At 60.4% G+C, this 22275-nt stretch carries 18 protein-coding genes, 2 pseudogenes and 1 riboswitch; of the genes and pseudogenes, 14 read left to right on the top strand and 6 right to left on the bottom strand.

The features are described 5' to 3' along the window. The first annotated feature begins 3 nt into the window (after window positions 1-3). The 7 genes from ACSQ2Z_RS21900 (at window position 4) to ACSQ2Z_RS21930 (ending at window position 5869) form a co-directional block, all read left to right on the top strand. Entirely contained in the window at window positions 4-387 is a 384-nt protein-coding gene (locus ACSQ2Z_RS21900; RefSeq protein ID WP_436083361.1) for a RidA family protein, read from the top strand. 12 nt (window positions 388-399) lie between these two features. Continuing rightward, window positions 400-2385, top strand: a complete 1986-nt coding sequence (locus ACSQ2Z_RS21905; RefSeq protein WP_436083362.1) for an acetyl/propionyl/methylcrotonyl-CoA carboxylase subunit alpha — start codon at window positions 400-402, stop codon at window positions 2383-2385. Then, the gene (locus ACSQ2Z_RS21910) at window positions 2385-3266 is read left to right on the top strand and encodes a hydroxymethylglutaryl-CoA lyase (protein WP_436083363.1); all 882 of its coding nucleotides are present in this window, start codon (window positions 2385-2387) and stop codon (window positions 3264-3266) included. Before ACSQ2Z_RS21905 ends, ACSQ2Z_RS21910 begins: the two co-directional genes overlap by 1 nt. Next, window positions 3263-4054: a crotonase/enoyl-CoA hydratase family protein gene (locus tag ACSQ2Z_RS21915; RefSeq protein WP_436083364.1), complete on the top strand. Its 792-nt coding sequence runs from the start codon at window positions 3263-3265 to the stop codon at window positions 4052-4054. The genes ACSQ2Z_RS21910 and ACSQ2Z_RS21915 overlap by 4 nt, the downstream gene beginning before the upstream one ends. Before the next feature lie 76 nt (window positions 4055-4130). Then, complete coding sequence (locus ACSQ2Z_RS21920; protein WP_436083365.1) at window positions 4131-4502, top strand: antitoxin Xre/MbcA/ParS toxin-binding domain-containing protein; 372 nt, start codon at window positions 4131-4133, stop codon at window positions 4500-4502. Beyond that, window positions 4468-5010 (top strand): RES family NAD+ phosphorylase, encoded by a 543-nt coding sequence (locus tag ACSQ2Z_RS21925; RefSeq protein WP_436084121.1) that lies wholly within the window; start codon window positions 4468-4470, stop codon window positions 5008-5010. The genes ACSQ2Z_RS21920 and ACSQ2Z_RS21925 overlap by 35 nt, the downstream gene beginning before the upstream one ends. 49 nt (window positions 5011-5059) lie before the next feature. Next, window positions 5060-5869, top strand: coding sequence for a phosphate/phosphite/phosphonate ABC transporter substrate-binding protein (locus tag ACSQ2Z_RS21930; RefSeq protein WP_436083366.1), 810 nt, complete (start codon window positions 5060-5062; stop codon window positions 5867-5869). 244 nt (window positions 5870-6113) lie between these two features. Here ACSQ2Z_RS21930 and ACSQ2Z_RS21935 read toward each other — a convergent pair whose 3' ends face one another. After that, entirely contained in the window at window positions 6114-6776 is a 663-nt protein-coding gene (locus tag ACSQ2Z_RS21935; RefSeq protein ID WP_436083367.1) for a TetR/AcrR family transcriptional regulator C-terminal domain-containing protein, read from the bottom strand. A gap of 207 nt (window positions 6777-6983) precedes the next feature. Between ACSQ2Z_RS21935 and ACSQ2Z_RS21940 the strand changes: the two genes are divergently transcribed. The 6 genes and pseudogenes from ACSQ2Z_RS21940 to ACSQ2Z_RS21965 all read left to right on the top strand — a co-directional run bounded on the left by ACSQ2Z_RS21940 (window position 6984) and on the right by ACSQ2Z_RS21965 (window position 14853). Further along, window positions 6984-8186 carry a multidrug effflux MFS transporter gene (locus ACSQ2Z_RS21940; protein WP_436083368.1) on the top strand — a complete coding sequence of 401 codons (1203 nt, stop codon included), beginning with the start codon at window positions 6984-6986 and terminating at the stop codon, window positions 8184-8186. A gap of 170 nt (window positions 8187-8356) precedes the next feature. Continuing rightward, window positions 8357-9151: an SDR family NAD(P)-dependent oxidoreductase gene (locus tag ACSQ2Z_RS21945; RefSeq protein WP_436083369.1), complete on the top strand. Its 795-nt coding sequence runs from the start codon at window positions 8357-8359 to the stop codon at window positions 9149-9151. 79 nt (window positions 9152-9230) lie between these two features. Continuing rightward, a riboswitch (cobalamin riboswitch) is annotated at window positions 9231-9471 on the top strand. A 35-nt stretch (window positions 9472-9506) separates the two neighbouring features. After that, complete coding sequence (locus ACSQ2Z_RS21950) at window positions 9507-10568, top strand: ABC transporter substrate-binding protein (protein ID WP_436083370.1); 1062 nt, start codon at window positions 9507-9509, stop codon at window positions 10566-10568. A 92-nt stretch (window positions 10569-10660) separates the two neighbouring features. Continuing rightward, entirely contained in the window at window positions 10661-11620 is a 960-nt protein-coding gene (locus ACSQ2Z_RS21955) for a FecCD family ABC transporter permease (RefSeq protein ID WP_436084122.1), read from the top strand. A gap of 41 nt (window positions 11621-11661) precedes the next feature. Further along, window positions 11662-12381: an ABC transporter ATP-binding protein gene (locus ACSQ2Z_RS21960; RefSeq protein WP_436084123.1), complete on the top strand. Its 720-nt coding sequence runs from the start codon at window positions 11662-11664 to the stop codon at window positions 12379-12381. A gap of 281 nt (window positions 12382-12662) precedes the next feature. Then, window positions 12663-14853 (top strand): annotated as a pseudogene (locus ACSQ2Z_RS21965) (Ig-like domain-containing protein). Between the two features lie 89 nt (window positions 14854-14942). Here ACSQ2Z_RS21965 and ACSQ2Z_RS21970 read toward each other — a convergent pair. From ACSQ2Z_RS21970 to ACSQ2Z_RS21980, 3 genes and pseudogenes are all read right to left on the bottom strand, one after another. Continuing rightward, on the bottom strand, window positions 14943-15896 hold the full coding sequence (locus tag ACSQ2Z_RS21970) for a glycoside hydrolase family 26 protein (RefSeq protein WP_436083371.1): 954 nt from the start codon (window positions 15894-15896) through the stop codon (window positions 14943-14945). Between the two features lie 119 nt (window positions 15897-16015). Beyond that, window positions 16016-16993 (bottom strand): annotated as a pseudogene (gene galE, locus ACSQ2Z_RS21975) (UDP-glucose 4-epimerase GalE); the annotation flags it as partial. Continuing rightward, window positions 16993-17997 (bottom strand): UDP-glucuronic acid decarboxylase family protein, encoded by a 1005-nt coding sequence (locus tag ACSQ2Z_RS21980; RefSeq protein WP_436084124.1) that lies wholly within the window; start codon window positions 17995-17997, stop codon window positions 16993-16995. The pseudogene galE and the gene ACSQ2Z_RS21980, both read right to left, overlap by 1 nt. A gap of 362 nt (window positions 17998-18359) precedes the next feature. Between ACSQ2Z_RS21980 and ACSQ2Z_RS21985 the strand changes: the two genes are divergently transcribed. Further along, window positions 18360-19517, top strand: coding sequence for a helix-turn-helix transcriptional regulator (locus ACSQ2Z_RS21985; RefSeq protein ID WP_436083372.1), 1158 nt, complete (start codon window positions 18360-18362; stop codon window positions 19515-19517). A gap of 88 nt (window positions 19518-19605) precedes the next feature. On the opposite strand, the gene ACSQ2Z_RS21990 is transcribed toward ACSQ2Z_RS21985, so the two are convergent. Together ACSQ2Z_RS21990 and ACSQ2Z_RS21995 are read right to left on the bottom strand one after the other, a co-directional pair. Beyond that, complete coding sequence (locus ACSQ2Z_RS21990) at window positions 19606-20526, bottom strand: helix-turn-helix domain-containing protein (RefSeq protein ID WP_436083373.1); 921 nt, start codon at window positions 20524-20526, stop codon at window positions 19606-19608. 208 nt (window positions 20527-20734) lie between these two features. Then, window positions 20735-21934, bottom strand: a complete 1200-nt coding sequence (locus ACSQ2Z_RS21995; RefSeq protein ID WP_436083374.1) for a LuxR C-terminal-related transcriptional regulator — start codon at window positions 21932-21934, stop codon at window positions 20735-20737. Window positions 21935-22275: the final 341 nt, after the last annotated feature.

Genomic DNA, 22275 nt, shown 5'->3' on the forward strand with positions numbered 1-22275 from the left:
ACAATGAAACGCGACGTTTTCAATGCCAAGAATGCCCCTCAACCCCGCGGCGGCTATTCGCAGGCCGTCCGGCTCGAGGACTTCCAGCGGCTGCTCCTCGTCAGCGGCCAGATTCCGGCGGATTCCGACGACGTGGTACCGGCAGGTTTCGAGGCGCAGGCGCGCCAGGTCTGGCTGAACGTTGATGCGCAGCTGAAGGCCGCGGGGATGACGAAGGCGGATATCGTCAAAGTGACGACCTATCTCGCCGATCGGCATCACACCTCAGCCAACCGCGAGGTCCGTAGCGAGTATCTCGGCAACCTGGCGCCGGCAATGACGGTGGTGATCGCCGGGATTTTCGACGGGGCCTGGCTTCTCGAGGTCGAAGTCGTCGCCGCGCAATAGGCCGGATACACAATGTTTTCGAAAATCCTCATTGCCAATCGCGGTGAAATCGCGTGCCGCATCATCCACACGGCGCGGCGGCTCGGCATCCGCACAGCAGCGGTCTATTCCGATGCGGACGCCGGCGCGCTTCACGTCGAAATGGCCGATGAGGCGTTCCGCATCGGCACTGCCGTGGCAGCCGAGAGCTATCTTTCGATCGAGCGTGTCATCGGGGTTGCGCAACGGTGCGGCGCGCAGGCTATCCACCCGGGCTATGGCTTTCTGTCGGAGAATGCGGATTTCGCCGAGGCGGTCGAAGCGGCGGGAATGGCCTTCATCGGGCCTTCGCCGGCCGCTATCCGCGCCATGGGCCTGAAGGATGCGGCCAAGGTGCTGATGGAGCAATCCGGCGTACCGGTGGTTCCCGGCTATCATGGGGACAATCAGGACGCCGCGTTCCTAACTGGGCAGGCTACGGACATCGGCTTCCCGGTGTTGATCAAGGCGCGGGCGGGCGGTGGCGGCAAGGGCATGCGCCGGGTCGACCGGCCGGAAGACTTCGGTGCGGCGCTCGACGCGGCACGGCGCGAGGCGGAAGCGGCCTTCGGCGACGGCGCCGTGCTGATCGAGAAATATCTGCAACGGCCGCGCCACATCGAAATCCAGGTCTTCGGCGACCGCGATGGCAATGTCGTGCATCTGTTCGAGCGTGACTGCTCCTTGCAACGGCGGCACCAGAAGGTCATCGAGGAAGCGCCGGCGCCGGGCATGACGGCGGAAATGCGCATCGCCATGGGCGAGGCGGCCGTTCGGGCGGCGCAGGCGATCGGCTATCAGGGGGCAGGTACGGTCGAATTCATCGTCGATGTTTCCGACGGGCTGCGGCCGGACAGGTTCTTCTTCATGGAAATGAACACGCGGCTGCAGGTGGAGCATCCGGTGACCGAAGCGATCACCGGGCTCGATCTCGTCGAATGGCAGCTGCGGGTAGCAAATGGTGAACCTTTGCCGAAGAGGCAGTCCGAGCTTGCGATCGACGGCTGGGCCTTCGAGGCGCGCATCTATGCCGAGGATCCGGCGCGGGGGTTCCTGCCGTCGACCGGCACGCTGTGGCATTTGAGCTTCCCGGCCGACGGGGCGCGGATCGATGCCGGCGTCCGGCAGGGCGATCGCGTCAGTCCGTACTACGATCCGCTGATTGCCAAACTCACCGTGCACGGCCCGACCCGAGCCGCCGCGCTTGCCAAGTTGACGGAGGGCTTGCGACAGAGCCATATCGGTGGCGTTGCCAACAATCTCGAATTCCTTTACCGCCTGAGCCAGCAGCCGGACTTTGCGGCCGGCCATCCCGACACCGGCCTGATCGACCGGGAGGTCGAGACGCTGACTGTAACCGAGGCGCCCGACGCAGCCGCGGTGGCGCTGGCCGCGGTTCTGTCTCTCGGCATCCTGCGGAAACGGCCGGCCAGCGATCCCTGGCTGTCGCTTGGCCACTGGCAGATCTGGGGACAGGCGACGCGCACGGTGACGCTCGACCACGGCGGCGAGCGGCATGACTTGCGCGTGGCGGCGCGAGGGCTCGATCTGTTTGCGGTTCATATTGGCGGCCGCGTCCTGCCCGTGCGCATTTTCGGCCGCTTCGACGGGGGCTGCCATGCCGAGGTCGACGGCCGGCAGCTTCGTTTGCTGCTGCTCGAGACACCGCACGGCCTGACGCTGCTGCTCGACGGCAAGGCCCATGATTTTCACCTGCCCGATCCGCTCGATGGCGAGGCGGAGAGTGCGGCCGGGACCGATCGCGTTGTCGCGCCCATGCCGGGTCTGGTCAAGCTCGTGCGTGTTCGGGCGGGAGATGCGGTTTCGAAGGGGGACGCATTGATCGTGATGGAGGCGATGAAGATGGAACTGACGCTGTCGGCAAGCCGGGACGGCGTTGTCGAGAGCATGAACGTCGTCGAGGGCGACCAGACGGCCGAGGGCACGGTTCTGTTGTCGCTGAAGCCGGAGGCCGCGTGATGCCAGGAACCGATACAGGCGCTTCTTCGAACCGCCTTTCGATCGTCGAGATGGCGCCGCGGGACGGGCTTCAGAACGAGAAAGTGCTGATCGATACGGCAGACAAGATCAGGCTCGTCGACTTGCTGTCGGCCTGCGGGTTCGATCGGATCGAAGTGACGAGCTTCGTCAGCGCGAAATGGGTGCCGCAACTGGCCGATGCGGCTGAGGTCATGGCCGGGATCGCGCGCAGGCCGGGCGTGCGTTACGCCGTGCTGACGCCCAACATGAAGGGTTTCGAGGCGGCGCTTGCGGCAGAGGCGGACGAGGTCGCGGTCTTTGCCTCTGCGTCCGAGGGGTTTTCGCAGCACAATATCAATTGCTCCATCGCCGAGAGCATCGAGCGGTTTCGCCCGGTGGCAAAGGCTGCCCGGCGGCATGGCATTCCGATGCGCGGTTATGTCAGTTGCGTGGTAGAATGTCCCTATGACGGCGCCATCGCCCCGGCGAGCGCTGCCAACGTTGCCGGACAGCTCATGAAGCTCGGATGTTACGAGATCAGTCTCGGCGACACGATCGGTCGGGGGACGCCGGAGGCAGTCGATCGCATGTTGACGGCCGTGCTGGCGGCGATCCCCGCGGCCAGACTGGCGGGGCATTTTCACGATACGTCGGGCCGGGCGCTCGACAATATCGGCGTCGCGCTGGATCGCGGCGTCCGCGTGTTCGACGCTTCTGTGGGTGGTTTGGGCGGCTGCCCCTATGCGCCGGGCGCAAAGGGCAACGTCGATACGCTGCTGGTCGACCAGTATTTGAAAGCGCGCGGTTTCGAGACCGGGTTAAGCGAGGACGCACTTGCAAGGGCAGCGGATTTCGCGCGCAGTTTGAGGAGTTCCGCATGACTTTCGAGACCATTCACCTCTTTGTAGATGATCGAGGCGTGGCGCGTCTGACGCTTGCCCGCCCGGAAAAACACAATGCTATCTCGGCCGCGATGATCGATGAGCTGACGGACGTGGCAGGACAATTGAGCATCGACCGGTTCATTCGCGTTGTCGAGCTGGCTGGGGACGGCGTAAGCTTCTGCGCCGGTGGTGATCTCAACTGGATGAAGGCGCAGGTCGACGCCGACCGGGCGACGAGGATTGCGGAGGCGCGACGGCTGGCGCGGATGTTCAAGACGCTAAACGACCTGGAAAAACCCGTCATTGCCCGCGTCCACGGCAATGCCTTTGGTGGCGGTATCGGCCTGCTTGCGGTCGCCGACGTTGCCATTGCTGCCGATACGGCAAAATTCGGGCTGACGGAGACACGGCTCGGGCTGATTCCGGCGACCATCAGCCCCTATGTCGTGGCCCGCATCGGCGAGGGTCAGGCGCGGCCGCTGTTCATGTCCGGCAGGATCATCGGCGCGCACGAGGCACATGCGGCCGGATTGGTGACGCGGGTGGTGCCGGCGCCGGTGCTCGACAAGGCGATGGAGGCGGAGATTCAATCCTATCTGCAGGTGGCTCCGGGCGCTGTCGGACGCGCGAAAGTTTTGGCGCGGTCCCTGGGCACGCAGATCACCGATGCTGTCATCGAGGCGACGATCGAGCGTCTGGCCGATGCATGGGAGACGGCGGAGGCGCGGGAAGGCATTTCGGCATTCCTGGAGAAGCGGGAGCCGAGTTGGCGCAAATCGGTTTAATCGCCCCTGCGCTTGAAATGCGCATGGTTTGAGCATATTTTGATACTATTCTTATCAAGATGTGCTAGGAAGAGCCATGACAGCTTTGAGCTTCGATACTGCGGCAAGCCGCTTCGGTGACGGTCATTCGCCGTTTCTGTCGGCGCGGCGCGTCTCGGAACAGCTCGGCGTTACGCTGGCCGAGCTTGCCCGGCTGATCGGCGTTGCCCGCAACACGCTGACGGCGAAGTCGAGCGCGCGCAAGGTGGACAGCGCCTTGAGCCAGGTCGTGCGCATCCTCGCCATGGCGAGCGAAATGGCCGGAGACGAAAACCGTGCAACCATCTGGTTCAAGCATCAGCCGATCCCCGGCTGGGCGGGCAAGACGGCCTATGACCTGGTGAGCGAGGGCAAGTCGGACAAGGTGCTGGCCTATCTCGAGGCGGTGCGGTCCGGCGTCTATGCCTGATAAAAATACGGGCAAGCTGACCCTCTGGCGCGCCTTCGTGCCGCAATGGGCCTTTGCGCCGCTTTCTGGCGAAGGCGCTGCCCGGTTCGGCGGCCGCTGGAACCCGGTTGGCGCGCCGACGATCTATGCGGCGCGCGAACTTTCGACGGCGTGGGCGGAATACAATCAGGGTTTTGTCCAGCATCCGGCACTGATCGCGCAGTTGGAACTCAAAGACGCCTCTCTGGCCGACTTGACCGATGAGGCAACACTTGCAGGACTCGGCAGCTCTGCCGATATTCATCGGTGCGAATGGCGGATGCATCTCGACAAGGGCGAGGTGCCCGAGACCCATCGGCTGCGCGAACGGCTGATCAGCCACGATTTCGACGGGGTGATCTATCCTTCCTTCATGTCGCCGGGTGGAACCTGCGTGGGGCTCTGGCGGTGGAACGGCGACGGCGCGCCGCGTCTGGATGTCGTCGATCCCGACGGGCGGCTACCGAAGACGCCGGCATCATGGATCTGACACCCGGCCGAACGCCATCACCCAAGTTTTCACCTGCGAAAGGTCCGCAATGCGCCGTGCCAGCCTTGCCATGTATGCCAACCCGCCACCGCTCGCTGAAGCAACGGCGGCTTTGTGGCGTTTCCTCAGCGCTGCGCTGACGCGAGCTGGTCTCGAAGACGTTCCCGGTACGCTCGATGCCGCCCTGCGGTACAAAGAGGCCTGGACGGATCCCGAGCTGCTGCTCGCCCAGACTTGCGGCTTTCCCTATGTCAAACAGCTGCGCGGCAAGGTTCGGCTCTTGGCAACGCCGGTCTATGGCCATCCGGGCTGCGACGGACCGTTCAAATGCAGTTTCATCGTCATTCGAGAGAATTCCCGTGCCCGGTCGCTGGAAGACCTGCGCGGCGCAAGGGCGGCGATCAACGAGCCCTTCAGCAATTCCGGCGTCAACCTGTTTCGCGCGGCGATCGCGCCGCTGGCGCGCGATGGGCGGCTCTTTTCCTCCGTCATCGAGACGGGTGGGCATCGCAACAGCATTGCGGCGATCCTCGCCGGCAGGGCGGATGTGGCGGCAATCGACTGCGTCACCTACGGCAATGTGCTGCGTTTCGATCCGCAGAGCCTGGCGGGAGTTCGCGTCTTTGCCGAAACGGTCAAGGCTCCGGGACTGCCGCTTGTCACCCGGGCCGGTGCCCCCGAGGAGGAGGTTTCGCTGCTCAGGCAGGTGCTGCAGCAGGCGATCACAGAACCATCGCTCGCGCCCATGCGGGATGTGCTGGCGCTGAAGGATTTTGCCGTTTTATCAGACGTGGACTATGAACCGCTGGCGGAGCTGGAACGGCAGGCGCAGCGATTGAGATATCCGGTGATTGCCTGAGGTCTGCCGCCGGATGCCGGGGACATACATGCCAGGCCTTCAGACAGCCTGGAGCGTCAGCGTCAGCGTTTCGAACCGCGACGACGAAGCCGTTACAGAGATTGCACCCGCCCCGTCCGTCGTTTCGAGCCAGAAGCCAGCGGTTCCGCCCTGAAAGGCAATTGTCTGTGGTCGTCGGCAGTGGATCGGGAACTGGCAAGCGAACGCATCGCGGGTTCCTTTTGAAAGGGACTATCGGGAACGATCAGGCCGGGGGCGCCGCATAGGCCCGGAGAAACGTGCGCACCGCATTGCGCGCCGCACTTTCCAGTTCTTCCTCCGACGGCGTGGCGCCGAACAACGTACTCATCTGAAGATCGGCATTGACCAGCGCCAGGAACTGCCGGGCGGCGACATCGAAATCGTCGATCTCGAGCAGCCCCTTATGGGCGAGACGGGCGAAGAGAGCGGCGAGCGCCGTACCGATCTTGCCGGGGCCTTGCTGGCGCCAGGATTCGAAAAGATGCGGATAGCGCTCGCCCTCGGACTGCACCAGCTTGCGCAGGAATTTCCCATCCTGATTGCAGATGCAGTTGCGGCTGAGGCGCACAGCAAAGGCTGCAAGATCGTCTTTGAGATTGACCGGATTTTCCGGAAAGGTCGAGAGGATCGAGAAAAGCATGGCGTTCGCCCGGTCCATTACGTCCTCGACGACGGCTGTGAACAGGTTCTCTTTTTCCCGGTAGTGATTGTAGACCGTCTGGCGCGACACGCAGGCTACTGCGGCGATCTCATCGATGCTTGCGCCGGCAAAACCCTGACGGCAGAAGACTTCGGCGGCGGCGTCCAGGATGGAGATGCGCTTGGCGCATTGGCCACGCTGACTGTGCACGGAGGTCTTGGGCACGGGCTCGTTGGAACTTTTCATGCCGCGAAGATAATGCCTATTGACGTTTTAGACAATGGTGTCTAATTTGACATGTGTGTCCAAATTTATTGACGCCCTGGTGGCAAACTAAGCGCGGTCCTCCCAAGCCCGCGATCATCCTGATGACGATCCATTGAACCCTCCTGAGAGCGATGCGGCAAGGCGGTGTCCCGGCTGCGCGCCGCTGTCTTCTGAAAGATGATCACCATGACAACTTCCTTCTTTCGCACCGCGCTGATCCTCGGTCTTTTATCGGCGATCGGCCCCTTCGCCATCGACATGTATCTTCCGGCCTTACCCTCGATCGGACAGGATCTTCAGGCCGAAAACAATGTCGTGCAGCTTAGCCTGCTGGCTTTTTTCATCTCCTTTGCACTCTCCCAGCTCGTCTACGGCCCGCTGTCTGATATGTGGGGCCGCAAGGCGCCGCTCTATCTCGGCATCGGCCTGTTTTCTGCTGCCAGCATCGGCTGTGCACTGGCGACCGATATCGAAACCCTGATCGCCTTCCGCTTCCTGCAGGGGATCGGCGGAGCCGCCGGCATGGTCATTCCGCGTGCCATCGTTCGTGACATGCATACCGGCGTGCAGGCCGCGCGGTTGATGTCGCTGCTGATGCTGGTCTTCAGCATTTCGCCGATCCTCGCACCGCTCGCCGGCAGCGCCGTCATCGAATTCTACGGCTGGCGCGGCGTCTTCTGGGCGGTCATGGCTGCCTCGTTCATCGGCCTGATCCTTCTGGCGACGCAATTGCGGGAGACCCGTCCGAAGGCGCATCGCGCCGAAAGCAGCCTTGGCAGCGCCATGGCGGCCTATGGTGTCCTCCTGAGGGACAGAAACTTCCTGACGCTCACCTTCATCGGCGGACTCGGCATTTCCAGCTTCCTCGTCTACCTGGCGAACTCGCCCTTCGTGCTGATCGACCATTACGGCTTGACGCCGACGCAATACAGCCTCGCCTTCTCGATCAATGCGGTGTCGTTCTTCGGCGTATCGCAGGTGACCGGCTGGTTCGGCGAGCGTTTCGGCCTCGTGCGCGTCATGCGCGTCGCCGTCACCGCATTTGCGCTCACCATGGCAACGATGGCCATCGTCATGAGCCTGGACTTCAGCCAACTGCCCGTATTGGCTGTTTTCCTCTTCATCGGCTATGGCTGCCTCGGTCTCGTCATCCCGACGACGGCGGTTCTGGCGCTGGAGGATCACGGCGAGATCGCCGGCACGGCCTCGTCGCTGATGGGAACGTTGCATTTCGTCACGGCCGCTGTTGCCATGATGGTTGCGTCGGTTTTCTTCGATGGCACCGCGGTGCCGATGGCGATGGGGATAGCGCTGTGCGCAGTTGGCGCCCTGTTGCTGACGCAGGCGACGATCGGTCGCCGCCATGCGGTGAGTGCTGCGGCCGAATAACCGCGGATCATCGATCGCATGGATTGCCAGAGGCCAAGGCGATGTTCCGGGCCTTTTTTTTGCGGGTGAGCCGGTTACGGCGCGGTCATCCGCCGAAGCTGGAAAAATCCGGCCCGAGCGTTATCTCGCTTGCGGGAATGAATGAGTGGACCGGAAACCGAGGGCGACACATGACTGGCCAGCTGAACATATGGCAGGGGATCCAGATCCCCGATCTCGACGGAAAAGCAGTCCTGATCACCGGTGCCTCGACGGGGATCGGCGCCGCGCTGGCGCTGGCGTTTTCTGCCCAGGGCGCTAGCGTCGCGATCCACTACAATGAGAGCCGCCAGGCTGCGACTCAACTGCTGGCGGAGGTCGCGGGTGCGGGCGGCACGGCGGTGCTGGTCCAGGGCGACGTATCCACGGATGGGGTGACCGAACGGGTGGTCGAGGAGGCCGCCAGTCAATTCGGTCGGCTTGATGGGCTGATCAACAATGCCGGTGGCATGCTCGGTCGCGTTGCGACCGCCGAAATGAGCGACGCGCACTACCAGCGCGTGATGGATCTCAATGCCCGTTCGGTGCTTGCCGCGACGCGGGCCGCACATCCCTGGCTGCGCAAACAGGGCGGCTTCATCATCAACACGACGTCGATCGCTGCCCGCAATGGTGGCGGCAATGGGGCGATCCTCTACGCGGCAGCCAAAGGCTTCGTGTCGACCATCACCCGCGGCCACGCCAAGGAATTTGTTGGCGACGGTATCCGCGTCAACGCTGTTGCGCCCGGCATCATCGCGACGCCGTTCCACGAACGCTACACCAGCCCTGAAATGCTCGATGCGCAACGGCGCACCGTGCCGATGGGCCGGGTCGGCACCCCGGAGGATTGCGTCGGCGCCTATCTCTTTCTGGCATCACCCAGTCTGTCCGGCTACATTACCGGCCAGATTATCGAGGTCAACGGCGGCCAGTTGATGCCTTAACCGCACGCCCGTGCTTAAACACTGGTCGATCACTCGGTTGACAGCGACACCGGCCACCTTGACGTGGCGGCCATGCTCGGCCTAAATCACCGCCGACGGTTCCCCGATGGATGACTTCGAGGGGATTAATAGGGAACACGGTGCGGAAGACCCAACAGGGACCAAGACTGTGGCTGCCCCCGCAACTGTAAGCGGATTGCCGATCGTCCTTGTGGCGCCTTTTCAGGCGCCATGCCACTGCGAGCCTCTGGCTTCGCGGGAAGGCAGGCGAAAGACACATATCCGCGAGCCAGGAGACCTGCCGTCGAAAGCAAGATCCACTCACCCGGGCGGGGTTGCCCGGAAAGGAACCGTCATGATCGATTTCGACCGCCCTGCCGGGCGCTTTGTCGCCTTTTCCCGTATTCTCGCGCCGATTTCCGCAGCCGCGGTTGTGTTGGGGAGCCTCTGCACACTGGCCGCGGCTGCACCGACGCGCTATCCCCTGGAAATTTCAAATTGCGGCCAGACCGTAAGCTTCGACAAGCCGCCGCAGAGGATTGTTTCGATCGGCCAGGGCATGACCGAAGTCCTGTTCTCGCTCGGCCTGGCCGGCAAGATTGGCGGGACCGCCGTCTGGGTCGGTCCGGTGCTGAAAGAGTATGAGGCCCAAAACCGGAAGATCAAGCGCCTCGCCGACAACGACCCGAGCTTCGAATCCGTCGTCGGCGAGGCGCCGGATCTCGTCGCCGCCGAATTCGAATGGCATGTCGGCGCGCAAGGATCGGTTGGCAAGCGTGAGCAGTTTTCAGGCCTCGGCATCAACACCTATGTCTCGCCGGCCGACTGCGTCGCCAAGGTCAATACCGATGGCGGCGATGGTCGGCGCAAAGAACTCTTCACGATGGACCTGATCTACCAGGAAATCCGCGAGCTCTCGCAAATCTTCGACATAAAGGATCGCGGCGATGCACTGATCGCAGACCTGAAAAAGCGGGAATCCGACGCCGCTGCTTTGGTCCTTGGCGCCAGGCTCAGCGACATCCCGGTCGTCTTCTGGTTTTCCAGCAAGGAAGTGGAGGGGGATGCCTTCATTGCCGGCAAGAACAGCGCTCCGGCCTATATCCTGAAGGCGCTCGGTGCCAGGAATGTCGTGACGACCGAGGAGGAATGGCCGCTGATCGGCTGGGAAACGATCGCTGCGGCCAATCCCTCCGTCATCGTCATCGCCACCATGGACCGCCGCCGCTATGCGGCTGACGATCCGGCGGTGAAGATCGACTTTCTCGAGAAGGATCCGGTCACCAGCCAGTTGGACGCGGTCAGGAACAAGCGCTTCATCCAGATGGATGCGCAGTCGATGAACCCGACGATCCGCACAATCGACGGCATCGAGACGCTGGCGCAAGGCATCAAGGCGTTCGGATTGTCGCAGTGACACTGGCGGCGATCGAACAACCCGTAACGATCGGCGGCCGGTGGTGGGCGCGCTTGGCGCTTGCCACCCTGACGCTTACAGCACTCGCCTTCATGATCAGCCTTGCCGTCTCGATTGGCGAGATCTCCATCCCGCTCACAACCACCGGCAAGGCCGTGGCCAACCGGATTTTCGGCGCGTCATTCGAACTCAGCCGCATCCATGAAGGCATCGTCTGGGATTATCGGCTGAGCCGCGCCCTGCTTGCCGCGAGTTCCGGGGCAGCGCTTGCACTGTCCGGCGCGATCCTGCAGGCGCTGCTGCGCAATCCGCTGGCCGAACCCTATGTGCTCGGCATCTCCGCCGGCGCTTCGGCCGGTGCGGTTGCGGTGATGATCCTCGGTTTCGGCTACGGCGTCCTGACGCTGTCGGCCGGCGCTTTTCTCGGCGCCGTCCTTGCCTTCGTTCTGGTATCGGCCCTTGCCGCCGGGGCCGGCGGCGGGGCGGACCGGATCATCCTGGCCGGTGTCGCAGGCTCACAGCTTTTCAACGCGCTGACCTCCTACATCGTCACCACGTCGGCCAATGCCGAGCAGGCGCGCGGCGTCATGTTCTGGTTACTCGGCAGCCTTGCCGGCGTGCGCTGGCCTGACGTCTATCTGGCCGCGCCCGTCGCTCTCGCCGGTTTGGCCGTGTCGATGTTCTATGCCCGCGCACTGGACGCCTTTACCTTCGGGATCGATGCAGCGGCAGCGCTGGGCATTGCGGTCAACCGCGTCCGCATGATCCTTCTCGGCGCAACGGCGCTGATGACGGCGGTCATGGTTAGCATTGTCGGCTCCATTGGTTTTGTCGGGTTGGTCATTCCACATGCGGCGCGGTTCCTCGTCGGTCCTTCGCATGGCCGCCTTCTGCCCGCCTCGGCATTGATCGGCGCGACCTTCATGGTTACCGCCGATATTGTATCGCGCATCATCGTTCCGCAGCAGATCCTGCCGATCGGGGTCGTCACCGCGCTGTTTGGCGCGCCGGCCTTCGCGGCCATTCTCTACAAGGCAAGGAGACCGGTTTGAGCATTTCCGTCCGTGACGTCCATTGGTCGACCGGCGGCGCAATGATCGTCGACGGCATCAGCATCGAGGTGGCGCCCGGCAGGACGCTCGGCCTGCTTGGGCCGAACGGGTCTGGCAAATCCAGCCTGTTGCGCCTGATCTGCCGGTTGCGAAACGTCAAGAGCGGCGTCGTTTCGCTTGGAAACACAGATATCGCTGCAATGTCCCGTCTCGACATCGCCCGGCGCGTCGCCTTCGTCGAGCAGCAGGCAACGACCGATGCAGAGGTGAGTGTTCTCGACGCGGTCAGGCTGGGACGCACGCCGCATCGCGGCCCGCTCTCGTCCTGGAGTGCCGCGGACGATGCCGCAGTGCACGCCGCTCTTTGTCATGTCGGCATGCCCGGCAGGGCCGCACAGCTTTGGCATACACTGTCCGGCGGCGAGCGCCAGCGCGTGCACATCGCCCGCGCGCTTGCGCAGACACCGAGCGAACTGCTGCTTGACGAGCCGACGAACCATCTCGATATCCAGCATCAACTGGAAATCCTCAAGCTGGTGGCACGGCTGCCGGTGACCAGCATCATCGCGCTGCACGATCTCAATCTGGCAGCGATGTTCTGCGACAGCCTTGCTATCCTAAACCAGGGCAAGGTCGTGGCGGCCGGGGCGCCGGAGGATATTCTGACAGAAAGGCTTATCGCCGAGGTTTTTGGCGTGCGCGCCCATATCGAACGCTCCGCCTACCATGGCCGCTACCATGTCCAGTACCGGATCGACTGATCGGCATCGCTGTCTTTGTGGCGTTTTGCACGACAATGTTAGACACTTTTGATGCTGTTCGAGAAGGGCCGTTCCACCTGATCAGCTTCGGGCAGTGCGGGGACGTATATGGGTGCCGCCCTATTGAAATAGATTCGGCGAGACGAGGAAGGTTGTCACAACTTCTGACGTATATTCGGCTTCTCCACGTTTAGTGGTGCACATCTTGTTGCATTAGCGCCTTCTTGTGGAACTAAACTTGCCCAATCTCATTGGGAGGAGTGAGGGAGGGATCCGTGGGAATGGCGGGAGAGAGGAAGGGCCTGATACTAATCATCGTGGCCATGCTGGCTGCGACGGGATTAGCTGTAATCGCCTCACGGGACTATACGTCTCCGGCTGTGTCTTGGGTTGTACCTGTGGCAGATGGGGTAGCTGTAGATCCCGGCGCCGCGATCATAGTGACCTTTAGCGAAGACATTGATCCCGCCTCCATCGGCATCAACTCGCTCCGGCTCTCAGCCACGGACGTACCGGTTGAAGCCAGTGTCTCGTATGACAGGTGGACCCGCTCTGCAGTGCTTACGCCAGCCATGCCGCTGAAGAGCGCGACGACGTATACGGCGACCCTTGCTCCTAGTGCTCGCGACAAGGCCGGCAACACGCTGGCGATCGGCCACAGCTGGTCGTTCACGACGCGGGGCGATCTTGCGCACGGTTTTGGTGGGCCCGTCCTGATCGTTACCTCAGGCACTTTGCCCTTCAGCACATATTACAGCGAGATTCTGCGGGCCGAAGGCATCGGCTCGTTCGAAAGCGTCGACCTTTCGCGGCTCAGCGCGGAACTGCTCGACCGGTTCGACTTGGCCCTGCTGGGCGAAATGCCGCTCAGCGAAGCGCAAGCGGCGCTGTTTTCGAGATGGGTCGATACAGGCGGCGATCTGATCACCTTGCGCCCCGACAAGAGGCTGGCCGGTCTTTTGGGGCTGGAGGATCAAGCCGCCCCGCTGACCGAAGGTTATCTGCTGATCGATACGAAGACGGCTCCTGGACACGGCATCGTCGGCGAGACGATCGGGTATCATGGCGCGGCCGATCTATACCGGTTGAAAGCAGGCACGACCGAAATCGCCCGGCTCTACAGCAACACGTCGAGCGTCACGCCGAACCCGGCGATCACAGTGCGCACCGTTGGCAAAGCCGGAGGCCAGGCGGCGGCGTTCACCTACGATCTTGCCCGGTCCGTCGTCTACACGCGACAGGGCAATCCCGCCTGGGCCGGCGACGAGCGTGACGGCAATTCCGTCATCCGGCCCAATGATCTGTTCTTCGGCGCCAAGAAAGGCGACAAGCAATCCGACTGGAACGATTTCGATCGGATCGCCATCCCGGTGGCTGACGAGCAGCAGCGACTGCTCGTCAACCTGATGAATTTCATGCTCGAAGGCAAGGCACCGCTGCCGCGGCTGTGGTACTTCCCCAACGGGCACAAGGCGGTTCTGGTGATGGCGGGCGACGATCACGGCACGCCAAGTGGGACCGAGGATTCGTTCGATCGGCTGTCCAGCGGCAAGAGATTGTGCAACCCCTGTTGACATGAACGCCGATGTCGAAGCCGTCTGCGGCATAGGCACTGGCCTCCGTGGGCGACAAACCGCCATTCGTGTAGATCCACGCGGTGGCGCGATAGCAATCCCACGCGGCGATCGAGCACCCCTGCGGTTCGGCGGCCTTGACTTCGCGAGGATGTTCAGCCGAGACCTTTACGAATTCCGCCTCAAATATCCTGACTTGCCGCCCCAGACGGGAAACCGGACGCATTGTATCGCCTGGAGCGACTGGGCGTCGACGCCCAAGGTGGAGGCGCGTTATGGGGTCCGCATGGACCTGAGCTATTACTATTGGCCCGGCTCGTGGATAAAGAACCGTCCCGGCTTCATGACCGGCTCCGGCCTGCCGATGCGGTTTGCCGATCTCGACGGCAGCATGATCGACGTCTACCAGCTGGCGACGCATCTGGTGAACGAGAGCGGCATGCGCTTTCCGTCAGCCATCGAAACACAACTCGACCGGGCGCTCGGTTCTCAGGGCTTTTATGGCGCCTTCGGGACGCATTACGACTTCAGTGACGATTTCGACAAGCAGTTGACGACCGCGGCGAAGGCCCGCGGCGTGCCGCTGGTTTCGGTACAGCAATTGCTCGATTGGACCGACGGCCGCAACAACTCGCATTTCGCCCAGATCGCCTGGAGCGACACCGCCCTGACGTTCGAGGCGTTCGCCGACAGCCGAACCGGAACGATGCTGCGCGGAATGATCCCGGCACGAACCGGCGGCAAAGAGCTATTGGCGATCAGCCGCGATGGCCTGCGCGTGAGCTACAAGACCGAGACCATCAAAGGGACCGCCTACGCCGTGTTTCCCGTCGAGACCGGCAGATATCGCCTGAGCTATGGCCGGCGCGAAATCAGCGATGAAAGTCATGCCGGGTGACTATCTCTGCCGGGCATCCAATATGTTTCCCGCAGGAATTAGCGCATCACGGTCTCTGCAGTCGACCAGCCCCTCTTGTCGGGTCCCGATCAATTGACGGGTTCTTGGATGATCCGCCAGTCGGGGCGGCCGTAGCCTTGCGGCCACGGATAAATTTCGCGATCGTTGAAGTAGACGACGGCTGTCAGACCAGGGAATTCAGCATGGGGCTTGGCGACGTTTTGGGCCCAATTCCGCACATAGGACTGATCGCCTTCATAGCCGAGTTCTGCGACCATGATCGGCTTACCATAACCCTTCACACGATCATACCCGGGCGCCAGACGCTGCGAAAATGTCCGATCGCCACCGGTCGTGTCGCGATCTTGTTTTTGCAAACCGAACACCGAGAGGCCGACAATGTCCACGAACGCATCGCCTGGATAAAAAGCCTCCAGGCCCTCGTTGCCCTTCGGCGACCACATATATTTCGCCGTCTTAAGATGCGTCCGGCACACTGTTACCATACGTTGGTAGGCCATTATGAAATCTTTGCCCCGCCAATGCGACCAGGAAAACTGGCTGTCGGCCTCGTCCATTTCCTGCCCCCAGCGTATGATGACCGGGCTCTTCAATGTGGCAGCCATCGAGCAAACTGCCGCCATGTTGTTGTCGCGCTGCCCGTTCAGAATGCTGCTGAGAAGTTCTTGCGAAGAAAAGCGCCATTTGGGTGACCAGGACCATGGTTCGACCGTGATCAGCAGGGTCCGTCCGCGTTCCTTAGCGTAGTCGTCAGCGACAGCCAGAGTGGAAAGGTCGACGTCTTCCCAAGGCAGGAACAGATGCTCGATTTCGGAGCTCGAGGGCTCGCTGAAATCGCCATTTGGATCATAGGCGCCGAACCCTATTGATGTGGCGGTCAGCACTGGTCGTTTTGACGACGGCGTCGCCATGGACGGAGAATTCAGGTCGGGTGTGCCGCGCGGGCTGCTTGATGCGATAACCGTGCCGGAGAGCAAAAGTCCGGCGAACGAGAAGGCAAGTGCCTTTGCTTTCCTGTTCACAATGCGTCTCCAATCTCGTTCGCCTTCGTTGACAGACGAGCGTTCTCTTCTCGGGACAACAGAAGCGACTTGCGAGTTGGGTTCGTGTCGCCTGTCTGGTTCATGGCGCAAGGATGCGTCACGTCCAATCCGAAGAAAGGGGCAGCGGTCCGCACGATGGTTTCGAGATCAGAATATTCGGGCAAGAACCCCAGTTTCTTATGGGCAAGGCTGCCGTCCGCATACAGCACCGGTGGATCGCCTTCTCGGCGGGGTCCGATAGCGATCGGGACATTTTGCCCGGTAACCTGGTTGATTGCTCTCAAGACTTCCCTGACGGAAGACGCACGCCCAGTGCTCAAATTGAGAGCCACGTTCTCTCCGCCCCTGTCGATATGCCTGTATGCCAGCACATGGGCGCGCGCGAGGTCGGCGACGTGAACATAGTCGCGCATGCAGGTTCCGTCGGCGGTCTGGTAGTCATCGCCGAATATCTTCAAGCGCGGAAGCTTGCCTGCCGCGGCCAGCAGCGCCCGCGGAATCAAACGGGTTTCCGGTTCGTGCCATTCACCGAGATCTCCCTCCGGATCGGCGCCACAGGCGTTGAAGTAGCGAAGCGCTACGTAGCGCAGACCGAAGGCGGCGGCGTAGTCGGCGAGCATGTGCTCGGCGATCAGTTTTGTTCTGCCGTAAGGGTTGATGGGGATCTGTGGCGTCGCCTCGTTGATGGGCAGCGTCCCCGGCACGCCGTAGGTCGCGCAGCTCGATGAAAAGATGATCTTGTCAAGCCCCGTGTGCCGGCAGGCATCGAGCAGCGACTGCGTTCCGCAGACATTGTTGCGGTAATATTTTGCAGGGTCGGACACGGATTCGCCGGCATAGGCCGAAGCGGCGAAATGGATGACGGCGACCGGCTTGTACTGCTCGACGATCTGGATCAGGTGGGGCGTGTCGAGGACATCTCCCCGAACGAACGGCCCCCAGCGCACCGACGAAAGATTTCCGGTTGTCAGGTTGTCATAGACAACCGGTTCAAGGCCCTCCAAACGCAGCAGTTTTGCCGTGTGACTGCCGATGTAGCCGGCACCACCGGTGACGAGGAGACGCGGCGTAACCATCAGGCAACCTCCTTCAGAGCCCGGTGCGCCCGGGTAAGCAGACCATCGAAATGGCGGATCGTTCGGGTAAGGCCGGCCGACAAATTCACCGTCGGGCACCAGTTCAGTTCCCGCATCGCGAGCGAAATGTCCGGGCGGCGGCGACGTGGGTCATCGATGAGCAATGGGCGATAAGTGATCTTCGATCGCGAACCGGTGAGTTGAACCACCTCGTCGGCCAACGCGGCGATCGTGAATTCTGCGGGATTACCAAGATTGATCGGGCCCGTCACGGACGGCCGGGAGGCCATCGTGCGAACGAAACCATCGATCAGGTCATCGACGAAACAGAACGAGCGGGTCTGCGACCCGTCGCCGTATATGGTGATGTCTTCGCCCTTCAATGCCTGGACGATGAAGTTCGATACGACCCGGCCATCGTCCGGGCGCATGCGAGGGCCGTATGTATTGAAGATGCGAACGATCTTGATTTCGACCTGATGCGTCTTGTGGAAGTCAAAAAATAATGCTTCCGCGCAGCGCTTGCCCTCGTCATAGCAGGCGCGCGGGCCAAACGGATTGACGTTGCCCCAATAGCTTTCTACCTGAGGATGGACATTTGGGTCGCCATAGACTTCCGACGTGGACGCCTGGACGATCCGCGCGCGGCGGCGCACGGCCAACTCCAGTAAATTGAGCGAGCCCAGCACACAGGTTTTCGTCGTATGGATCGGATCGGCTTGATAGTGCGGTGGCGATGCCGGGCAGGCGAGGTTGTAGATTTCGTCGACCTCAAGGTCGATCGGCTCGATAATGTCATGGGCAATGACACTGAAGGCGTCGGAGCGCTTCAGTTGCCTGATGTTGCGCCGCAACCCGGTCGAGAAATTATCGAGGCAAATGACCTGATGCCCCGCGCCAAGAAGCCGCTCGCAAAGATGCGATCCGAGAAAACCTGCGCCACCGGCGACAAGAATTCGTTTCCGATCTTCTCGTCGCCGGGGCACAGGACTGTCACCCTGGATTGCCCCTGGTGAATAGTTATCGCCACTCTTACTCAGAAAAATCACGACAACCTCCACCAATCCTTAGAGTGACCTGCCTTCCGCCCTGAAGGCAGATATAAATAGCTAATCAAAAACGTACTATGTTAATAAGTCTTTCAATAATTGAATATATTCTTCAGAAGTGACCACGCTTTATTTAATACAAACATCAGGCGCGAATGTCGTTATCCTCCCATCCGGATATTTATCGTCCCGTGCATTTCTACTCCAAATAGAGTACAACTAGGCCGTGATGAGGGCGTGGGCCGGACGCCGCCGCGCCAGAACAACGCGTCGTCGCCAATTCTTCCTGGCTTGGCGATCGTGGGCTGGAGGATTGTATGAGTGATCGTTCAACCGAGTCCGAACCAGACAAGCACCCTGCGGAGGTGCCCGGGAAGCAACCGACCTTGGAGCGGCGCCGTTGGCCGCGTCAATTCGACGTACAGGCAACATCCCCTTCGTCAGCTCCGCCCGCACTGACGGCCCTGCGTTTTTCGACACGCGAGCTGACGCCAGCGGAACAGTTCCACGCGTGGCGGGCACATATGGCTCCCTTGGTCGAGGTCACTTTGCCGGACGACAAATCTCTGGACGACGGTTTCCTGGCAAATCAGACAGCATGGTATCTAGGCAAGCTACTTATCGTTCAACAGCGCGTGCCGGCTCACAGCTATACACGCTCTCGTGCAATGTTGCGTTTGAGCCCGATCGATCACTGGTATGTGGAACTGCCCCGAATTGGTCGGGCCTGGACGGAAGTCGATCGCCGGGTTGCTGAAAGCGGGCCGGACAAGCTCGCGTTCAGATCGCTTGGCTATCCTTATCGCGGGCGGACAACCGATTCGGACGCCATCCTTCTTTTCATGCCTTACGATTTGTTGGCCGACGATGCCGGTCTCCTGGAGGCGGCCAACAATTCGACGCTGTCGGGCAATCTGGCCACGTTGTTGATCAACTATGTCCACGGCATCGAGTCGAATCTCTCCAGACTCACTGCCGAAGAGTTGCCAAGGATCGTGCACACGATACGCGACATGGTCGTTGCCTGTGTCTCATCGTCGGTGGCGCCGGCGACAGCGACGCTGCCGAATATGGGCATGATGGAGCGGGCACACCGATATATTCACAGCAACCTCCAGTCGGATACGCTCACGCCTGACAGCATATGCCGGGCGCTCGGGATCTCGCGTACCCGGCTCTATCAGCTGTTTGGCGCAAGTGGCGGTGTTCTCAACTACATTCGCAAGCGGCGGCTTCTGGCGGCTTATGCGGACCTCAGCGATCCTACGAACAATCGGCCGATATCGGAAATAGCAGAAGCCGCAGGTTTTGATCTGGCTGCCAACTTCACGCGCGCATTTAGTCACGAATTCGGTTTCAGTCCCCGTGAGATCCGAAAGGCCGGCGCCGCAGAGCATCCTGTCCCGCCGGCCGCTCCGCCCGAGCGCCGCCTCGGAGGAACGTTCGGAGATTGGCTCAACGCGCTTGGAAACTGAAGCGGAACGGCGAGAAAGACGGGCGATCGAGGGTCGCGATGCCGTGATTTCGCCAGCAGTGTTGGCGTCTGAGCACGCATTTTCGAGCCTATCTCAAGCCGACCTCTCGACGAGGTCTGACGCCATAGTATTTCCTGTAGTTTCGGTAGAACGTCGAAGGCGTTGAAAATCCATAATCGGATATAATGCTGGAAACTTTTTCAGATCCTGCATCTATCTCGTTTTTAATCATTGCCAATCGTCTTGATACTATGGTCTCGTGTAGGAGAATTCCATTTTGTTTGAATATTTCGTAGATTTTCCGTTTTGAAATTCCGAAATGTCGACCAATAAGATCGCAGTCCAGTAATTCGTTCTTCAGATTGGAATCGATAAAATTCAATATTGCTTCAAGATATATTAAATCAATGCCATCAGTTTCGTTGGGTTGCGCATATTTCCTTTGAAATATTATTCGGAATATTGATTTAAGTTTACTTGCGTTTAACTCCTTCACATTGTGTATATGCGCGGAAATGGATTTCAATACATGAGAGCTATTGATAAAGCGCATTTGTTTTATGTTTGCGTTCGGACCGAAAATTCGGTCAGAACTCTGAATGCAGTACAATTTTCCCGGCGTTGACTCGTTCGCACTGACGGATAAGTGAAAATCTCTTGCGTCCGGCGGAATCACAATCACGCCGGCGCAGGTGCCCAGCCGGGTTTCGTTGTGCTGCCACCGGCAATCACCCTCAACCGCCAGGATCAGCACCTTCCCGGCCTTGCGAATAGGCAGGTCATCCTGAAGGAGAAGCGTGCCCGTGCTAAATTCCAGTTGGAGGAGCTTTGCTTCTTCAAACAGACCGATTTTTGCCTCCGCTGTAAACGGCCCTTGTTTTTCACTCTCGAACCGTGCGTTGAGCTGTAGGCCGCAAAGCTCTTCTCGAAAAGCGTCTGCTCTGCCTTCGTATGAAACCGTCAAGTGAGCGGATTTACTGCGTGAACATGTGTCAAAAATTCTCAACATTTTGCCCTGCTTTGGCGAACAACGAGAAATTTCGGCTATAGGCCGCCAAGTTCTCTTCGTGACGTCAAAAGCCGAGCCAGGCGTCTATCGTTTGATAGAGGCAGTGCCGCCTATCCCAATCTTGACGACGGGACAGCAGTCCAAAGGCGTTGTAAGGTTCAGCGAGCGCTCCCATTGAAGGACCGCACATCCGGCTGTCCATGAGTTCTCAAGCGGTCAGATGCCTCATCGCCAGCAACAGCCTCGCAAGTTCGGCCTGTCGATTTGTATTTGTCTTGGCAAAGACGCGCACGAGGTGGGTCTTGACGGTTCCGATTCCGATCCCTAGCCGTTCTGCTGCAGCCTGGACCCCAGTTCCCATGACGATTTCCAAGGCTACGATAGCCTCCGTGCGGGTAAAGCCGAATTGTTGCTGCAATTGTCCGGGGCCTGGCAACGCGATCCGATAAGGGTCGACTATCGAGATCATTATCAAAGGCTCGTTCGCATTGATCATTGCTGCTGGTGCCGGTTTGACCAGCAGCGACAGGGCCATTCGATCCCACCCCCGTGACACTGTCAGATAGCCCGGGCTGCTTGTCGTCTCACCTTTTCCACAACGGGCAACCAATCTATGGAGGCTTATAGTGTCCTGAGGCCCGCCAGCCCATAGCACGCCGTTTCGCAGTCGCAAGTCGCCTTCCGCGATGACAGCTTCGGCTGTTTCGTTCGCATAGACAACGCGGGCGTTCGCATCGACGAAAACAACGCCTTCACGCAATTCCGAAAAGAAGCTTCCGGAAAATTCAAGCCGCAGCTTGGCAAGGTGCTCCCCATGGTTTGTCTCCATGGCGTCAACCAGATCGCGAGCAACAGCGATTGCAATGGCGTGGATAAGGTTCTTTGCCTTCAGTTTTGTCAAAACGGCATCGATGATTTGTTCCAGCCGATGTTTGGAGCAGCCACGCCTTATTGAGATCTCATCGGTGGCAATTCCATTGGCAAGCAGAAACAGCACCTCCCGTTCCTCGATGCTGAGTTGCTGAGTGCCGCGTGCTCCAGCCGGGAAGCTTCCCTTTATGTTGATGATGGCGAGCGCGTGTCTGACATTGCGAAACCGGGGCTTCACCGGCAGAATGAGACGATCGTACGCTGTGATCCTGTCGAGAACACGACCGCTCGTTGTGGAGATCTGAATCAGGCCGGTATCCCGTGCTGCGGCATACCGCGGGACGACTTCGCGCTGGTAAAACTGGGGATCGGGGTAGGCCCCAAGGGTTGAGATCAGAGGACCGGTGACGCCAAAGGGATTGCGGACACCGGCTGGTTTCTTGAGAATTTGAAGTCTGAAGTCGAATGGATCATTTGGGCTGAGATCCATCGCCTGCATATTGAAACCGACGTCGATGGTCCGAAGTTCATCGGCCACCCGCATCATCTCCTCCTGTGTGGATGGATTTCTCGATCTCCACATGTCAACGATAAATGAGAATAGTTTCTCGGATTGTTGCATTAAGTTTCTTTGATTTTGATCGCCCGCCGCATAAGCGCCGCCAATGAAATCTGTATCCAGGCATGGGTGCGCTCGCCTGTGTTCAACAAAACATGCAGATGTTGAGCTATTGACCAGCTGAACGGACCTCGCGACTAAAGAGGTGGCAACGGCCCATCAGCAGTTCATTCGGCGAAAGAGATGATCTTGACTGAAAATCACGGGGCTGGATTTAGAAAATGCTGCATTGCATCGCTTTTCGAGCCAATGCCCCTTGG

It is taken from the genome of Pararhizobium sp. LjRoot235 (assembly GCF_964254145.1).
Lineage (GTDB): Bacteria > Pseudomonadota > Alphaproteobacteria > Rhizobiales > Rhizobiaceae > Pararhizobium.